Source organism: Chromobacterium phragmitis, from assembly GCF_003325475.1.
Taxonomy (GTDB): domain Bacteria; phylum Pseudomonadota; class Gammaproteobacteria; order Burkholderiales; family Chromobacteriaceae; genus Chromobacterium; species Chromobacterium phragmitis.
The window spans coordinates 4,148,193-4,165,360 of the sequence record NZ_CP029495.1; the positions used below are offsets into that span (position 1 = coordinate 4,148,193).

Sequence of the window (17,168 nt, forward strand, 5' to 3'; positions counted from 1 at the left end):
AACGGCGGTGCCGCTGGATAATTGCCTTCACCACTTGCAAAGCATCGCCGTCTGTTCGCTGGCGGGGTTCGACAATGATTTTCATCCATCCATGCACGTGGGCCAGGATTTTCTCATCCTCCAAGCATGATCTGGCGATGGGATGGCCTGGCTTCCCTCACTTCATCCGCCCGACAGCGACTTGCCATACGACTTCGCCAGTCTGCGCAACTCAGCCAACGCCGATACGAAATCGAAACAATTGAGCGCACTCTAGAACGCGGAGCATGCGTCTTCGGGAAACTCCGCCCAGACGCTCTGCGCATGCTCGAGAAAATACGCAAGCGCATCGACATCTCCAACCGCAAGCAAGACCGCCAAACGAGCAGGCACTCCTTCACCATCCCTCTCGCCCCAGCCCCTTCAGCCCAGCGCCGCCAGCCCGTCGCGCAAAGCATCCATCGCCTGGACCAGCTCCGCCTCCAATTCGGCCAGCAAGCCTTGATGGTCTTCCCGAGCTCGCGTGGCCATCTCCAGCCGCATTGCGGTTTTTTGCAAATCGACGAAGCCGATGTTCCCCGCGGCGCCCTTCAGCGTATGCACGACCCGCTCCGCCGTCTGGTAGTCTCCTTCGCTGACCGCCACACCGAAACGGATCGCCGCGCCGGATTCCTCTTCGAGGAATTGGCGCAACAAATGCAGATAAAGCTCTCGGTTTCCCGCCACCCGCCGCAAACCCGCAGCCTGATCCAATCCCGCAATCCTCGGCAGCGGCGCCTCCTCGGCAACCGCTACGTCCGACAGCGGGGCGTCGCGACTGATCCAGCGCGCCAACGTGGAAAACAACACCTGCGGGTCTATCGGTTTGGCCACATGGTCCGCCATGCCAGCCGCCAGGCAACGCTCCCTCTCCTCCACCAACGCGTCGGCGGTCATCGCGATAATGGGCAGCTCCGCATACTCCATCTGCTGACGGATGCGACGCGTGGCTTCGATGCCATCCATCACCGGCATCTGCACGTCCATCAGCACGGCGTCGAAAGCTTCGGGACCATGCGCCGCCAACTTGTCCAGCGCGGCCTGCCCATTTGCCGCCACCGTTATTGTCGCGCCGGTTCCCTCCAGCAGTTCGATCGCGATCTGCTGGTTGATTCGGTTATCTTCCACCAACAGCAAACGGGCCCCATAAAAATTAGGAGGATGATCGAGATCGGCGGCCACTCCCAAACTTCCGCCGCGTCCAAAACCGAATACCTCCAGCAATACATCGAACAACTGTGACTGGTTCACCGGCTTGACCATGAAAGCGTCACAGCCCGCGGCGCGGGCCTTGCTTCTGACCTCATCCTGTCCAAACGCCGTCACCATGATGATGCGCATCTTGCGGCTGATCTGACGCATGCGGCGGACTACCTCCAGGCCGTCCATCTCCGGCATCATCCAATCGACAAAAACCACGTCAAAGGGCTTAGCCAGACAGTCTTGCCTCACCTGGTTCACGGCATCCTGCCCATTCTGGCTTGACTGCACGTCAAAGCCCAGCTGCCGCAATTGGGCGCCGAGTACATCCAGCGCTGACTGGTTATCGTCCACCGCCATCACTCTCAACCCGCGCATTTCCCTGGGCAACGCCTGTCGGCGGGAGTCCGTTTCAAGCGACACGCCCAGCCAACAATTGAAAATGAACGAACTGCCCCAACCCGGAGCAGACTCAACCTTCATGGCTCCGCCCATCAGTTCCACCAGTCGCTTGGCGATGTTCAGACCCAGCCCCGTGCCGCCGAAACGGCGGGTGGTCGAATCATCCGCCTGGCTGAAAGCCTGGAACAAACGGGCCATTTGCTCCTCGCCCATTCCAATGCCCGTATCATGAACGCAGAATTTGAGCTGCGCCCTGTCGTCCATCCGCTCAACCAACCCAATGATGATGGAAACCTGCCCCTTTTCCGTGAATTTGATCGCATTTCCCACCAGGTTGGTCAACACCTGCCCCAGCCGCAAGGCGTCGCCAATCAGCCCTTGCGGGACATCCTCTGCCGTCTCGAACAACAACTCCAAGCCCTTGTCCGCCGCCCGCTGCGCCACCAGGGCGGACACGCTGTCCAGCACATCGTCCAGCCTGAACGGCTGCGCCTCCAGCTCCAGCCTGCCAGCCTCCACCTTGGAAAAGTCCAGTATGTCGTTGATGATGCCAAGCAGAGAGGTGCCGGCGTTATGAATCTTGCTGATGTAGTTGCGCTGCTGATCATCCAGATCCGTCCGCAGCGCCAGATAGGACATGCCGATGATCGCATTCATAGGCGTGCGGATTTCATGGCTCATATTGGCCAGAAACATGGATTTGGCCTGGGTCGCCCCTTCCGCCTCGAGTTTGGCCGATTTCAGCTCTGCTGCGCTCGCCGCCAACTGCGCATAAAGCCTGCCGTTTTCCAATAACAGCATCAGCAACACGAAGCTTGCCGCCAGCAAGCCATAGACCCGGCCTACATAGAATCCCAGGTCGAAACGCGAGGCGTTCAGCACATTCGACAAACCGACATCGCACAGCCATACGACCATCACCACGCTCAACCAAAGGTCCAGCCGAGACTGCCGCCAGCGAGCCGCAACCGCGACAAGCGCGAAAAAGCTGACGCCCCACATGAGCAAAGACACCACGCGCATATGCGGCGCATTGCTGTTGCCCTGCATGATGGCGGGCAATTCGTCGTGCCATGCTGTTGCCAACAAGACGAAAAAGCCCACCGCCAGGCAGGTTTGTCCGATAGACCACGCAATCGCGCCTCCCGCCGCCAAGGGGCGAGCTTCCGTTGTAGGCTTCTGCTTGGCGTACGCGATCACCATCACGGGAAAGCCGATATGCCAGAACATGTACAGCCAAGCCGTTGTCTGCGCCCCGCCTCCAAGCAGGCCATGATCGGCAAACAAGCCTGGAAAGCTGAGCGCGTGAAATACCGCCATCAGCGCGGTATACAAGTAACCGATGGCAAGCAATCGCAGACTGGAATGGCGCAGGATGGCGAATTGCCCGAACAGCAACGTAGCCGTCACCAGATCATTGATCGTCAGCGCTGACTGATAGATGGGAATGAAGGCCGTGGACTGGGGAAGATGAGTCTGCGCAAACGGCGCCGCCGCGCAGAAGAACAGCAGCGACGTCACGGCGACAATCAACGCGAGGCGGCGTTGCCCGGGAGAGGGAGGCAAGGTGGAAAGAAATTCCATATTGGCGGAAGAAGCCGGATGTGCCTGTTGCATGATGAGGACCACCCTCCACATGTCGGCATGCTTCCAGGCGTGGAACAACCTAGAAGAACCCCAGATTGCTTATGTATAGAGCATCAGCCTCCTCTTGCATATCATGCCGCCATCGCCGGCGAGGAAGGAAAAACGCCGCGCAGGGCGTTTTCCACATGGCGAGAAATAGCCTTAGCCCAACCATCCCTGAACCTTGGCAGCAGCCAGGCGCCCCTCCAGATAGTCCCACAAGGCGGGACAGCCCTGACGGATGGGCGGACCGATGCGGTCCAGCACCTGCTGATGGCGGATGCCGTTCTCGCGCCAGCTCTGGCCGTTGTTGGCCAGGTTCAACAAGACGGGCATCGCGCGGTCAGCCGCATGGGCGAAGCGCGCCTCCGCCGTGTCTCCGGCTTCGAATTCATTCCATAGCGCTAGGAAGCGCTGGCCTTGCTCTGCCGGCAGCAGACCGAAAATGCGGGTGACGCAGGCCAGTTCCTGCGCCTTGCGCTCCTCCCAGCCGCCTTCGGCATAGACGATGGTGTCGCCGGTTTCGATCTCGCCGATATCATGCACCAGCAGCATCGCCACCACCCGGCTCATGTCGACCGGCGCCACCGCGTATGGCGCCAGCGACGAAGCCAGCAAGGCGATTTGCCAACTGTGCTCAGCCGAGTTCTCATAGCGGTCGCTATTCAGCACCTTCGTTTTGCGGGTGACCTGCTTGAGCTTGTCGATTTCCAGCACGAAATCAATGATGTTCTGCATCTTTTTATCTTTCTGTAGGTGCAAAAAAAGCAGACCTGGGTCTGCTCGATTCTGTTACCAGCACCGCTGGATCATTTGCGCCAGCTGCACCAGCCGGCCATGGAAAAAGTGGCCCGCGCCGGGAAACACCAGCACCGGCAGGTTTTGCGGCCGCGCCCATTCCATCACGCTGGAGAGCGGAATCACCTCATCCTCTTCGCCGTGTATCACCAGCGTATCGGCCGGCACCTCCGGTGTCGGAATCGGATACTTGCCCACCGCCACGCCCATCAGCAGCAGCTTGTCGGCCTCGATGCGGGCGCGGGCGCGGGCGGCGACGAAGCCGCCGAAAGAGAAACCGGCCAGCGCCAGCGGCAGGCCCGGATGCTGCGATCTGGCGTATTCAACCACCGCGATCGCATCGTCCACCTCGCCGTTGCCGTAATCGTGTTCGCCCTCGCTATCGCCGACGCCGCGCAGATTCGGGCAATAACACGCGTAACCCAGCTGCGACAAAGCCTTGGCGGCGGTCTGCACCACCTTGTTGGTGTGGGTGCCGCCCTGCAGCGGATTGGGATGGCAGATCACAGCCACGCCGGATGCCTCGCCCTGCGCCGGCACGCAGATGGTGTCCAGCAGCCCTGCCGGGCCGGCGATGCCGACTTTGTTCATCGCCTTCAGCATCAGAGCTTCAGCCTTTCCACCACGCGGCCGTGGACCATGTGCTCGCGGACGATCTCGTCGATGTCGTCCTTGTCGACGAAGGTGTACCAGGTCTCCTCCGGGTAGACCACCATCACCGGGCCGTCGTCGCAGCGGCCCAGGCAACCGGCCTTGTTGACGCGAATCTTGCCCTCGCCGGCCAGGCCCAAAGCCTTGACCTGGTCCTTCATATAGCCCAGCAACTCGCTGGAGCCGTGGTTGTTGCAGCAATCCTGACAGGCGTCGCGCTGATTGCAGCAGATGAATACGTGCTTGTCGAAAAAGCTCATGAATTTTCTCGTTTAACTGTCGTTGTCCGCCCAGCCGCTGATGCCGAGGGTGGCGGCATTATCGAACTTGGCGTATTTGCCGACAAAGGCCAGCCGCACCGCGCCAGTGGGGCCGTTACGGTGCTTGCCGATGATGGCTTCCGCCATGCCCTTCACATCCTGGTTTTCCGGGTTGTAATACTCTTCGCGGTACATGAAGACGATCAAGTCGGCATCCTGCTCGATGGCGCCCGATTCCCGCAGGTCGGACATCATCGGCCGCTTGTTCGGCCGCTGCTCCACCGCCCGCGACAGCTGCGACAACGCGATCACCGGCACTTGCAGTTCCTTGGCCAGCCCCTTCAGGCCGCGCGAGATCTCGCCCAGTTCCGCCGTGCGGTTGTCGCCGCGCCCGGAGCCGGACATCAGCTGCAGGTAGTCGATCACGATCAAACCCAGCTTGCCGCCGTGCTGGCGCGCCAGTCGGCGGGCGCGGGCGCGCACCTCCAGCGCGGTCAGCGCCGGGGTTTCGTCGATGTACATCGGCGCCTCGGACAGCTTGCCTATCGCGTAGGTCAGCTTCTGCCAGTCCTCGTCGCCCAGTTTGCCGGTGCGCAAGGTATGCTGATCCAGCCGCCCCACCGAGCCCAGCATACGCATCACCAGCTGCGCGCCGCCCATTTCCATCGAGAAGACGGCCACCGGCAGGTGGCTTTCCACCGCCACATGCTCGGCGATGTTCATCGAAAAGGCCGTCTTGCCCATGGACGGCCGGCCGGCGACGATGATCAAATCGCCGGGCTGCAGACCGGAGGTTTTCGCATCCAGGTCGATGAAGCCGGTGGGAACCCCCGTCACCTCGTCCGGATTGTCGCGGCTGTACAGCATGTCGATGCGTTCCACCACTTCCTTCAGCAGGCCCGGCATTTCCAGGAAGCCCTGCTTGGATTTGGCGGTGGATTCGGCGATCTGGAACACTCGGCCCTCGGCCTCGTCCAGCAATTGCGCGGCATCGCGGCCCATCGGCGAATACGCGGCTTCCGCGATTTCGGTGCCCACCTGGGCCAGCTGGCGCATCACCGAGCGCTCGCGCACGATTTCGGCGTAGCGGCGGATGTTGGCCGCCGACGGCGTGTTCTGCGCCAGGGTGGCCAGATAGGCCAAGCCGCCGATCTCAGCCAGCTCGGCGTTCTTGTCGAGCGCCTCGGCCACCGTCACCACGTCAGCCGGACGCGCCAGCTCAACCAGCTTGGCGATATGCTTGTATACCAGCCGATGGTCATGGCGGTAGAAATCCGCCTCCGACACCACGTCGGCGATCTTGTCCCAGGCGCTGTTGTCCAGCAGCAGGCCGCCCAGCACGGACTGCTCGGCCTCCACCGAATGCGGCGGCGTGCGGATGGACGCCATCTCGCTGTCGAAATTCTCGTACTGTTCTGTCATGTAGACCCGGAAGGCGCGCCGGAAACGGCGCGCGTAAGGCAAAACGCAATTCTAACCCGAAACAATCAGGCTCGCTCAGCAGTTCATTCCGGCGACAAAGCCGGACGACCATGCCCACTGGAAGTTATAGCCTCCCAGCCAGCCGGTGACGTCCACCACCTCGCCGATGAAAAACAGTCCCGGCGCGTCATTGGCCATCAGCGTCTTGGACGAAAGCGCCTTGGTGGAAACCCCGCCCAACGTCACCTCAGCCTTCTTGTATCCCTGGGTGCCGTTGGGCTTCACGCACCAACGGTGCAACTGTTCCGCAAGCTGGCCGCGCTGTTTGGGCCCCAAATCCTTCAGACGCTTGTTCATGCCCACCCGATCCAGCCAGGCGTCGGCGAAGCGGCGCGACCAGCCAAGCTCGGTCAAAGCGTTGGCGATCAACTGCTCGCTGTCCGCCCTTTCCTCCAGCCAGCCCTCCGCATTGCCATCCGGCATCAGGTCCAGCAACAGTTCCATGCCGGGCTGCCAGTAAGACGACACTTGCAAAATGGCGGGACCGGACACGCCCTTGTGGGTGAACAGCGCATTTTCGCGGAAGCGCCCCTTGCCCGCCTTGGCCTCCACATCTACCGACACCCCGGCAAGCGGGGTGAAGATTTCGGCATCCTCCACGTGGAAGGTGAGCGGCACCAGCGCCGGCGACAGCGGCGTGACAGCCAGACCAAACTGCTCGGCCACCTGGTAGCCGAACGGCGTGGCGCCGATCTGCGGGATGGACAGTCCGCCGGTGGCGATCACCAGCGACTGGCATTCAAAGCGGCCGCCGCCGGTTTCCACCGCGAAACCGCCGCCCCCTGACCGAGATACGCCATGAATGGCGGTTTCCATCCGGCGATCCACGCCGCCGGCGCGGCATTCCTCATCCAGCATGGCGATGATGCGCTCGCTGCCGTCATCGCAAAATAGCTGGCCCAGCTTCTTCTCGTGGTAGCCGATGCCATGGCGCTCCACCATGTCGACGAAGTCCCGCGGCGAGTATTGCGCCAATGCGGAACGGCAAAAATTGGGATTGGCCGACAGGTAGCAATCGAAACGGGCGTGAATATTGGTGAAGTTGCAGCGGCCGCCGCCGGAGATGCGGATCTTCTCCGCCAACTTGGCCGCATGGTCCAGCAGCAGCACGCTGCGGCCTCGTTTTCCGGCCGTCGCCGCGCACATCAGGCCGGCGGCGCCGGCCCCAATGACAATCACATCAAATTGCAAAAGTCTATTCCTATCATTTTAGTCAACTATTGGCCTAGCCACGCATATTCCAGTAAACTGCGACCAAAGCCTCCGCTTATGCGGCTTACTTTCTCAACAAGGAGAGCATAATGGAACACAAACTGCCTGAACTGCCGTACGCGCTGGACGCCCTGGCCCCGCACATCTCCAAGGAAACCCTGGAATTCCACTACGGCAAGCACCACCAGACCTACATCACCAACCTGAACAACCTGATCAAGGGCACCGAGTTCGAAAACGCCTCCCTGGAAGAGATCGTCAAGAAATCGTCCGGCGGCATCTTCAACAATGCCGCACAGGTTTGGAACCACACCTTCTACTGGTTCGGCCTGGCTCCGAACGCCGGCGGCGAACCGACCGGCGCGCTGGCCGACGCCATCAAGGCCAAGTGGGGTTCTTTCGACGAATTCAAGAAGGCCTTCACCCAGACCGCCATCGGCACCTTCGGTTCCGGCTGGGCCTGGCTGGTGAAGAACAGCGACGGCAGCCTGGACCTGGTATCCACCAGCAACGCCGCCACCCCGCTGAGCACCGACAAGAAGCCGCTCTTGACCTGTGACGTGTGGGAACACGCGTATTATATCGACTACCGCAACAGCCGCCCGAACTATATGGACAGCTTCTGGAAGCTGGTGAACTGGGACTTCGTGGCCAAGAACTTCGCCTGATTCCCTGAAAGCATCGACGCAAGGGGCCACAGGCCCCTTTTTTGCGCCCTCGGTCAGCGGGCGGACTTGTCGGCTTCCTCGACAAGGCGCTGATAGCTGCCATCACGCCTCATGCTCTCCAGCGCGGCGTCGAAGCGTTCGCGCAGCCCGGCCAGCTCAGGCTTGCGCGCGAAGGCGAGATAGCTGGGAATCTGCTCCACCGGCGGCTGCAACTCCCGCACCTGTCCGTCAACATGCATGCGCTTCATGATGTCCCAGGCGCCGTAACGGTTGCTGACCAGAATGTCGAAGCGGCGCGCAAGCAGTTTTTCCACGTTCTGCTCGCCGCTGGCCGCCACCTCCGACACCTGGATATCTCCGCGCTTGGCCGCTCCATCGAATATCGCGCCGTAACTGACCGCCCTCACCACCCCGAAGCGATAGCCTGCCAGAGGCTTCAACTCTCCCTCGAAATGAATTGCCGCGCCTTTGAGCACGAAGAGCGACACTGCCTGCGGCATCAGCACCTGATGCGAGTAATCCAGCTTGGACTCGCGTTCAGGCGTCTTGTACAGCGTGAAGATGCCGTCCGCCAGCCCGGACTCCGCCATCGCCAGCGACCGTCCCCAAGGGTAAACGCTGACGTGGATGGAACGTCCCATCCTGCGGAAGGCCTCCCTCACGATATCCACCACGAAACCCTTGGTCTCCGCGCCGTCCTGATATTGGTAAGGCGGATATTGCAGCGTGACCAGCTCCAGCGTCGGCTCGCCGGCGGCGGACAACAGGGGCAGCAGGAACAATAGCGCGGACATCCGGGCCAAGAGTCCATCCTCTCTAAAAACAACGGGGCCGCTCCTTGCCGGAGCGACCCCGCGGGGATCATCGCGGCCGGAACCTCTTCAGGATAGTCCAGGCCGCGGCATGGCTCAGATCAGATTCTGCTCCGCCACGTTCAGGTTGAGGTCTATCATCTGCTCGCTGCCGTCCTTGTCCTTGTGCTTCAAGTCCAGCCGAGCGCACTCGATGGCGTCAAGGTAGGCCGAGGTGATGTCCCCGGTGATGTACTCGCCGTCGAAGCAGGAGCTCTCGAACAGCTTCAACTCCCGATTGACGCTCGCCACCGCGTCCTTCAGCGCGTCCAGGTCCTGGTAGATCACCGCGTCGGCGCCGATCTCGCGCGCGATCTCGGCCTCGTCGCGGCCGGTGGCCAGCAATTCCGCCCGGGTGGGCATGTCGATGCCGTAGACGTTGGGAAAACGCACCGCCGGCGCGGCTGAAGCGAAATACACATTCTTGGCGCCGGAATCGCGCGCCATCTGCACGATTTCCTTGGACGTGGTGCCGCGGACGATGGAATCGTCCACCAGCAACACGTTGCGGCCGGCAAACTCCAGCGGCACCGGGTTCAGCTTCTGCCGCACCGACTTCCGGCGCACCGCCTGGCCCGGCATGATGAAGGTGCGACCGATGTAGCGGTTCTTGATGAAGCCTTCGCGATACGGCAGACCCAACGCGTTGGCCAGCTGCAGCGCGCTCTGTCGGCTGGAGTCCGGAATCGGGATCACCACATCGATATCCAGATTCGGCAAGTCGCGGCGAATCTTCTCGGCCAGGGTCTCGCCCATGTTCAGCCTGGATTGGTAGACCGACACGCCGTCTATCACCGAGTCCGGACGCGCGAAGTACACATATTCGAACAGGCAGGGCGCAAGGCGGGTATTCTTCGCGCACACCTGGCTATGCATGTCGCCGTCGAAGGTCACGTACACGCATTCTCCCGGCGCCACATCGCGCAGCAGCGCGAAACCGGAACAGTCCAACGCCACCGATTCCGACGAGAACATGTATTCGGTTTTGCCGTCGGTCTCGGTGCAGCCCATCACCAATGGGCGGATGCCATTGGGGTCCCGAAAGGCCACCAGGCCGAAGCCGGCGATCATCGCCACCACCGCATAAGCGCCCTTGACGCGACGGTGCACGGCCTCCACCGCGCCGAACACCGCGTCGACGGTCAGCTCGTGGCCGCTCACCCGCTGCGCCACCTCATGCGCGAACACGTTAAGCAGCACTTCGGAGTCGGAATTGGTATTGATGTGGCGAAGATCGTTGCGGAACATGTCCGCCTTCAACTCGTCGGTATTGGTCAGATTGCCGTTATGCGCCAGCACGATGCCGAAGGGCGAATTGACGTAGAACGGCTGCGCCTCCGCCAGGCAGGCAGCCGAGCCAGCCGTGGGATAACGCACATGGGCGATGCCGGCATTGCCCAGCAGCGAACGCATATTGCGGGTGCGGAACACGTCGCGCACCATGCCGCTGCCCTTGTGCATGTGAAAGGTCTTGCCATTGGCGGTAACGATGCCGGCCGCGTCCTGTCCGCGGTGTTGCAGCACTTGCAAACCGTCGTACAGCAGCTGATTGACCGGAGACTGACCGACCACGCCTAGAATTCCACACATCTTGAATGCCCTCTATCCCAACTTGCTGCAAAAGGAAAAACCCAAAAGAAAAAGGCGGAATCTTGAAGTAAAGATATCAAGATATTCCGCCTCTTTCACCTAACTGTCCGGCGACTGGCCGCCGGGAGAGTCGTAGTGCAGATTGTCCGCCATCGTAGGCGGCAACCATGGCCTCAATGACAAAGCCAGAGATTCGAATGGCGCCGCCAGCACGGCATTCCTCCACATCGGTTTCTGCGGCAGGCTGCTCAGCCCGCCCAGCAACACCAGCGCCGTCACCAGCGCCAAGCCGCGCGCCAGGCCGAACATGCCGCCCAGCAGGCGATTGATCGCGCCCAGCCCAATGCTGTCCACCAAGCCTGTCAGCGTCACGCGCAACAAGGCGGTCGCCAGCCACACCACGAAGAAAACCAGGATGAAGCCGGCCACCATGCGCAAGCCCTCGCTCTGCAGGCTGTCCGGCAGAAACGCCATCACCAGCGGCGAAAACTGTTTGGCGCACCAAAAGGCGATCAGCCAGGCGCCCAGCGACAGCACTTCGGCGATCAGGCCGCGCATCAAGGCCATCAGCACCGATCCGGCGATAATGGCTATTGCGATATAGTCGAACACAGTCATGGCGGCTACTTATTGATGATGATGCCGTTGATGCCGGACTTGGCCAGCTTCTGCAGCGCCGCCTGCGCCTCGGCCTGACTGGCGAACGGTCCTACGCGAACACGGGTCACCTCGCCCTTGCTGGTCTCCACCTTGGAAAAGTGCGCCGCGACGCCGATGGAGGCGAGCTTGCTCCGCAACGTGTCCACCTTGGCCGGATCCGACAACGCCGCCAGCTGGATCATCGACTTGCCGTGCGCCGGCTCGGTCTTGGGCGCGGCATGGCTGTCGGGGTCGAAGCGGCCTTCCAGAATAGCCGCGGGGTCCGCTTTGCGCGGCTTCTCGGCCTTGGGCTCTTCCTTGCGCTTTTCCGGCTTGGGCTCGGGCTTAGGTTCCGCCTTGGGTTTGCTTTCCGAGACCGCCGGCGCTGGAGCGGGCCTTTCGGCCGGCTTGACGGCCTCCACCGGCGGCGGAGCGGTCACCGAGGACAGATTGGCCGGCAGCTCCGTAGCGTTGCCAGCGGCGGCAACCGGCGCGGGCGTCTCGGCCAACGGCTGCGACGCGGCGGGTTTTGCCGCGGCGGCGGGCGCCGACGCCGCGGCAGGAGCCGACGCGCCGCCCATGATTTCGATGGATTCCGGCTTCATCTGCTGTTCCGGCAGATGGCCCACCACGTTCCACAAAACGACGGTGGCAACAGAGACCAGCACCACCGCGCCGACCAGGCGGCGGCGAGCGCGCTTTCTCAACAAGATCAGTTCATCGTGGCTGGACAGTGCCATGCATTCCTCAAACCGGGTGACGCCGGGCCGCTTCCACTTCCGCTACCGTGTGGAAAGACCCGAAAACGACGATTCTATCATTGTCGCCGGCTTGCGATAAGGCAGCGGCCCAAGCATCGGCCACGGCGGGATAAGCGGCGACCGAGTCGATGCCGGCTGCGGCCAGCCTGGCGGCGATCGACTCTCCGCTCTGGCCGCGCGGCATGTCCAGCCCCGCGACCAGCCAGTGGTCGAATTCGCCGCGGGCGAGCTCGATCACCGCGTCCATGTCCTTGTCGGCCAACATGGAGAACACCGCGTAGCGCTTCTCCGCATACGGCAGCTGCTTGAGCGCGGCCGCCATGGCTTTCACCGCGTGCGGGTTGTGGCCGACGTCCAGCACCACGGCCGGTCGGCCCGGCAGCACCTGGAACCGGCCCGGCCACTCCACCTCGACCAGACCCTGCTTGACCGCGCCGATACCGACCGGCAGCGTGTCCTTGAGCGCTTCCAGCGCGGCCAGCGCGCCGCAGGCGTTGACCATCTGGTAGCCGCCGCGCAGCGCCGGAATCGGCAAGGCATGGCGAGCATGATCGCCATGGCGGAACGACCACTGGTTGTCCATGCGCGTGAAGCCGAAATCGCGGCCGTACAACCTGAGGTCGGCGCCGATGGCGGCGGCGTGCTCCAGCAGCCGCAGAGGCGGCTCGGGATCGACGCAGATCGCCGGCTTGCCTGCGCGGTAGATTCCGGCCTTCTCGAAACCGATGTCCTCGCGGTTGTCGCCCAGTATCGCCTGATGGTCCAGATCCACGCTGACGACGACGGACACGTCCGGCTCGAAGATGTTGACCGCATCCAGCCGGCCGCCCAGGCCGACCTCCAGGATGATCGCGTCCACTTTTTCGGCTGCGAAGCAATGCACCGCCGCCAGGGTACCGAATTCGAAATACGTGAGCGTGGTGTCGCCGCGCGCGGCGTCTATCGCCTCGAACGCCGAGATGATGCGTTCGTCCGACGCGGGCTTGAGGTCGATGGCGATGCGCTCGTTGTAGCGCAGGATGTGCGGCGAGGTGTAGGTGCCTACCTTATAGCCGGCGGCGCGCAGCATGCTGGACAGCATCGCGCAGGTGGAGCCCTTGCCATTGGTGCCGGCCACCATGATCACCGGACAGGCCGGTTTGAGGCCCATCGCGTCGCGCACGCGCTCCACCCGGGCCAGGCCCATGTCTATCGCCGCCGTGTGCAGGCTTTCCTGCCAATGCAGCCAGTCGTCGAGCGTCTTTCGTGTCGTCATCGGGTGGTTTCCGTACTTTCTTCCTTGGCCTGCGGCGGGTGGAACCACAGCAGGTAAACTCTGAGCAGCCGGCGCGCCTCGGCGTTGGAGGAGTCCGGCCACAGCGCCACGCTGCGGCGCTTGCCGCCCGCTTTGGCGCTCAATACTGTCAGTTGCGGCGTGGCGAAGCTGTCGTCCAGCGGCTCCGCCTCCAGGCGTTCCGCGCCGCTGCACAGAAACAGCCTGCCGCGCGGATCCACCTCGATGCGCTCCACCCTGGCCGCGCCGGCCCAGCCATCCGCGCGCAGCGCGCGCCAGGCCAGCCAGGCGGCGGCCGGCGCGCTCATCGCGTACGCCGCGGGCAGATAACACAGCACGATCAGCGCGTAGCCGGCAAAGCCGCCCGCAACCAGCGCCAGCCACAGCCGCGATGGCCGCAGCGGCACCGAGAAGGCTTGCAGCAACGGCCGTTCGCGCATGGGTGTTACAGCTCGCTGGCCGGACTGTTGGTGATGTCGTCGTCGACGCTGTCGATCACGGTGGAGTGGATCTCCACGTCGAACCATTCCCAGAACGCCTTCAGCGACAAATCCTTGGGCCACAGGCTTTCGTCCTCATCCCAGGACGCGAGTTCCATCTTGAACAGCTGCTCGCTGATCTCGTCGATGTGGGCGACGCCCTCTTCCGGGTCCACGAACTCCGGCAGCAGGATGGCGGTGCAGTCGCTGCGCAGGCTGTCCAGCGTCAGATCCACCATGTCGGTGTCCGGCAACTGGTTCAGCCAATCCAGGAACGGTTGTTTCGGCTTGATCACGGCAACGGCGCGGTCGACGAAGTACATGGCGGGACCTTTCAGGCAAATGTGGATTCGGCGCGCATTGTATCAGCCCTGCCGCCGCCAGGCGACCCGTCCGCGGCCAGGGGCATCGTGCTAAACTGGCGGCTATTTTTCCTATCGCAAGACACACCGAACATGGCTCTGATTACCGTCGAGAAGGCCTGCCTCGCCTTCGGACACCACGCGCTGCTGGACAATGTAGATTTCGCCCTGGAACCGGGCGAGGCGGTCGGCCTGATCGGCCGCAACGGCGCGGGCAAGTCGTCGCTGCTCAAAGGCATCGCCGGCGCGGTGCAGCTGGACGATGGCCGCATCAACACCAAGGGCGACGTCAAGGTCGCCTATGTGCCGCAAGAGCCGGAATTCGATCCCGGGCACACCGTGTTCGAAGCCGTGGCCGAAGGCCTGGGCGATCTCAAGGCCCTGCTCACCGACTACCACAAGGTCACTCAGCAACTGACCCAGGCCGACGCCGACCACGGACAGGCGCTCGCCCGCATGGAAACCATCCAGCACGAGCTGGAAGCCCGCGGCGGCTGGCAGTTCGACGCGCTGATCGCCTCCACGCTGAGCCATCTGGAACTGAACCCCGACGCGCGCATCTCCGACCTGTCCGGCGGCTGGAAAAAGCGGGTGGCGCTGGCGCGCGCGCTGGCGTCCAAGCCGGACGTGCTGCTCTTGGACGAGCCGACCAACCACTTGGACGTGTCCGCCATCGAGTGGCTGGAAGGCCTGATCAAGAGTTTCTCCGGCAGCGTACTGCTGATCACCCACGACCGCCGCTTCCTCGACAACGTCGCCACCCGCATCATTGAACTGGACCGCGGCATCCTGCGCAGCTATCCGGGCAGCTTCTCCGCCTACCAGACGCGCAAGGCGGAAGAGCTGGCGATAGAGGAAGAGCAGAACCGCGTATTCGATAAATTCCACGCTCAGGAAGAGGCGTGGATACGCAAGGGCGTGGAGGCGCGCCGCACCCGCAACGAGGGCCGCGTGCGCCGGCTGGAGGCCATCCGCCGCGAACGCTCCTCGCGCCGCGAGCGTGTGGGCCAGGTCAACTTCCAGCTGGACGCCGGCGAACGCTCCGGCAAGCTGGTGGCGGAGCTGGAGCATGTCAGCAAGGGATTCGGCGACAAGCAACTGATCCGCGATTTCACCAGCCGCATCCTGCGCGGCGACAAGATCGGCCTGATCGGGCCCAACGGCGCCGGCAAGACCACGCTGCTGAAGCTGATCCTGGGCGAGCTGGAGCCCGACTCCGGCACGGTCAAGCAAGGCACCAAGCTGGAAATCGCCTACTTCGACCAATTCCGCGAGCAACTGGACGAGGAAACCAGCGTCGCCGACATCATCAGCCAGGGCAATGATTTCGTCGAAATCGGCGGCGTGAAGAAGCATGTGATGAGCTATCTGGAAGACTTCCTGTTCTCGCCGCAGCGCGCGCGCAGCCCGGTGCGCTCGCTGTCCGGCGGCGAGCGCAACCGCCTGCTGCTGGCCCGCCTGTTCACCCGTCCGGCCAATGTGCTGGTGCTGGACGAGCCGACCAACGATCTGGACATCGACACGCTGGAATTGCTGGAAGACGTGATTGCCCAGTATTCCGGCACCGTATTCCTGGTCAGCCACGACCGCGCCTTTCTCGACAATGTGGTGACCCAGGTCATCGCCTTCGAGGGCGAAGGCAAGCTGGAAGAATATCCGGGCGGCTATCAGGACTGGCTGGACGCGAAAAAACGCATGGCCGAATACGCCCCGGCGGAAAAGACCAAGGACGCCGCGCCGGCCAAAGATGTTCCGCGCCAGGACAAGCCCAAGGCCCCGCGCAGCAAACTCTCCTACAACGAAACCCGCGAACTGGCGGCGCTGCCTGACCAGATCAGCGCGCTGGAGGCGGAACAGGCCGAACTGAACCAGCGTCTGCTGGACCCCAACTGCTACCGAGACGCGCCCAAGGAAGCCATCGCCTGGCAGCAGCGCGTGGAGGCCATCGACGAACTGCTGCTGGACAAGCTGGCGCGCTGGGAAGAGCTGGAGCAGCGCGCCAACTGACGGCCGCGCCGCTTTGCCGCGCAGGCGGCCATGGGCTACACCGGAAGGAGGCGGCGGCGCCCGCCCCGCCGACAACCGGTGGAAAAGCATGCGGCGCGTCCCGACACTCGATACTCCTGCCCTGCCTCTGGCCGCGGCGATGGCGATGGCGATGGCGATGGCAGGCGCGCATGGCCAGCCACTGCGCGCCTGCGCGTCGGACGCTGATTTCCCGCCCTATGTTTTCACCGCGTCGTCCGGCGAATCCGGCGTCGCCCAGGATACCGGGCTCGCCATCAACGTGCTGCAGCGCGCGCTGAGGCGAGCCGGACTGGAGCCGGCCGCCGTGCAGAGGCTGCCCTGGAAGCGCTGTCGGGAAATGGTCGCCCACGGCCAACTGGACATCGCCATCGACGTACCCACCCGCGAGCTCGACCCCGCCCGCTTTCTGGCCACCGATGCGTACGCCACGGTCCACCATCTGTACTTCTACTCCCGCCGCAAGCACCCCGACGCCGCGCCGCTGCGCTCGCCGGACGATCTGAAGCGCTTTCGCGCCTGCGGGCTGTTCGGCAGCAATCTGACCGCGCTCGGCGCCGCCCCATCGCGCCAGGACACTGGCGCCAAAAACGTCCGCAGCGCGATCGCCAAAGTAGCGGAGGACCGCTGCGACGTCTTCATCGAATTCAAGGAAGTGATAGACAATCTGTCGCAACGCGATGCCGCCTTGCGCGACGCGATCAACCAACCCGGCTTAGCTCGAGCCGAGCTGCCCGGCGAGGCTCCGGCCGGTTTGCACTTCGAATTCACCCCCGCGACGAAAGACGGCGTTGCGCTGCGCCAGTCTTTCAACGCCACCATCCGCGATCTGACGCGCAACGGCGAGATGGAGCGGATGACGCCCTGATCG

16 protein-coding genes are annotated in these 17,168 nt (G+C 63.1%); 3 read left to right on the top strand and 13 right to left on the bottom strand.

What is annotated here, in order from left to right; genetic code table 11:
- Positions 1-402: 402 nt before the first annotated feature.
- From DK842_RS19680 to DK842_RS19705, 6 genes are all read right to left on the bottom strand, one after another.
- Positions 403-3,237: a hybrid sensor histidine kinase/response regulator gene (locus DK842_RS19680; protein ID WP_168194934.1), complete on the bottom strand. Its 2,835-nt coding sequence runs from the start codon at positions 3,235-3,237 to the stop codon at positions 403-405.
- 171 nt (positions 3,238-3,408) lie between these two features.
- Positions 3,409-3,984, bottom strand: a complete 576-nt coding sequence (locus tag DK842_RS19685) for an HD domain-containing protein (RefSeq protein ID WP_114062980.1) — start codon at positions 3,982-3,984, stop codon at positions 3,409-3,411.
- A 54-nt stretch (positions 3,985-4,038) separates the two neighbouring features.
- On the bottom strand, positions 4,039-4,647 hold the full coding sequence (locus DK842_RS19690; RefSeq protein ID WP_114062981.1) for an alpha/beta hydrolase: 609 nt from the start codon (positions 4,645-4,647) through the stop codon (positions 4,039-4,041).
- Complete coding sequence (locus DK842_RS19695) at positions 4,647-4,955, bottom strand: (2Fe-2S) ferredoxin domain-containing protein (protein WP_114062982.1); 309 nt, start codon at positions 4,953-4,955, stop codon at positions 4,647-4,649. Before DK842_RS19695 ends, DK842_RS19690 begins: the two co-directional genes overlap by 1 nt.
- A 12-nt stretch (positions 4,956-4,967) precedes the next feature.
- Entirely contained in the window at positions 4,968-6,377 is a 1,410-nt protein-coding gene (gene dnaB, locus DK842_RS19700) for a replicative DNA helicase (RefSeq protein WP_114063827.1), read from the bottom strand.
- 75 nt (positions 6,378-6,452) lie between these two features.
- Positions 6,453-7,616: a BaiN/RdsA family NAD(P)/FAD-dependent oxidoreductase gene (locus DK842_RS19705; RefSeq protein WP_232538539.1), complete on the bottom strand. Its 1,164-nt coding sequence runs from the start codon at positions 7,614-7,616 to the stop codon at positions 6,453-6,455.
- A 122-nt stretch (positions 7,617-7,738) separates the two neighbouring features.
- Here DK842_RS19705 and sodB point away from each other — a divergent pair, with 122 nt between their 5' ends.
- Positions 7,739-8,317, top strand: a complete 579-nt coding sequence (gene sodB / locus DK842_RS19710; RefSeq protein WP_114062984.1) for a superoxide dismutase [Fe] — start codon at positions 7,739-7,741, stop codon at positions 8,315-8,317.
- A 53-nt stretch (positions 8,318-8,370) separates the two neighbouring features.
- On the opposite strand, the gene DK842_RS19715 is transcribed toward sodB, so the two are convergent.
- From DK842_RS19715 to DK842_RS19745, 7 genes are all read right to left on the bottom strand, one after another.
- Complete coding sequence (locus DK842_RS19715) at positions 8,371-9,111, bottom strand: substrate-binding periplasmic protein (protein WP_114062985.1); 741 nt, start codon at positions 9,109-9,111, stop codon at positions 8,371-8,373.
- Between the two features lie 114 nt (positions 9,112-9,225).
- A complete protein-coding gene (gene purF / locus DK842_RS19720; protein ID WP_114062986.1) occupies positions 9,226-10,758 on the bottom strand; it encodes an amidophosphoribosyltransferase in 1,533 nt (510 codons plus the stop codon).
- Between the two features lie 99 nt (positions 10,759-10,857).
- Positions 10,858-11,376 carry a CvpA family protein gene (locus DK842_RS19725; RefSeq protein ID WP_114062987.1) on the bottom strand — a complete coding sequence of 173 codons (519 nt, stop codon included), beginning with the start codon at positions 11,374-11,376 and terminating at the stop codon, positions 10,858-10,860.
- A 5-nt stretch (positions 11,377-11,381) separates the two neighbouring features.
- Positions 11,382-12,137 (bottom strand): SPOR domain-containing protein, encoded by a 756-nt coding sequence (locus tag DK842_RS24160; protein WP_114062988.1) that lies wholly within the window; start codon positions 12,135-12,137, stop codon positions 11,382-11,384.
- Between the two features lie 7 nt (positions 12,138-12,144).
- Positions 12,145-13,413 (bottom strand): bifunctional tetrahydrofolate synthase/dihydrofolate synthase, encoded by a 1,269-nt coding sequence (gene folC, locus DK842_RS19735; RefSeq protein ID WP_114062989.1) that lies wholly within the window; start codon positions 13,411-13,413, stop codon positions 12,145-12,147.
- A complete protein-coding gene (locus tag DK842_RS19740) occupies positions 13,410-13,871 on the bottom strand; it encodes a hypothetical protein (protein WP_114062990.1) in 462 nt (153 codons plus the stop codon). Before DK842_RS19740 ends, folC begins: the two co-directional genes overlap by 4 nt.
- 5 nt (positions 13,872-13,876) lie before the next feature.
- The gene (locus tag DK842_RS19745; RefSeq protein ID WP_114062991.1) at positions 13,877-14,233 is read right to left on the bottom strand and encodes a hypothetical protein; all 357 of its coding nucleotides are present in this window, start codon (positions 14,231-14,233) and stop codon (positions 13,877-13,879) included.
- Positions 14,234-14,365: 132 nt separating this feature from the next.
- On the opposite strand from DK842_RS19745, the gene DK842_RS19750 reads away from it, so the two are divergent.
- Together DK842_RS19750 and DK842_RS19755 are read left to right on the top strand one after the other, a co-directional pair.
- Positions 14,366-16,279 carry an ATP-binding cassette domain-containing protein gene (locus DK842_RS19750; protein ID WP_114062992.1) on the top strand — a complete coding sequence of 638 codons (1,914 nt, stop codon included), beginning with the start codon at positions 14,366-14,368 and terminating at the stop codon, positions 16,277-16,279.
- Positions 16,280-16,367: 88 nt separating this feature from the next.
- The gene (locus DK842_RS19755; RefSeq protein WP_114062993.1) at positions 16,368-17,165 is read left to right on the top strand and encodes a substrate-binding periplasmic protein; all 798 of its coding nucleotides are present in this window, start codon (positions 16,368-16,370) and stop codon (positions 17,163-17,165) included.
- The last annotated feature ends 3 nt before the right edge of the window (positions 17,166-17,168 follow it).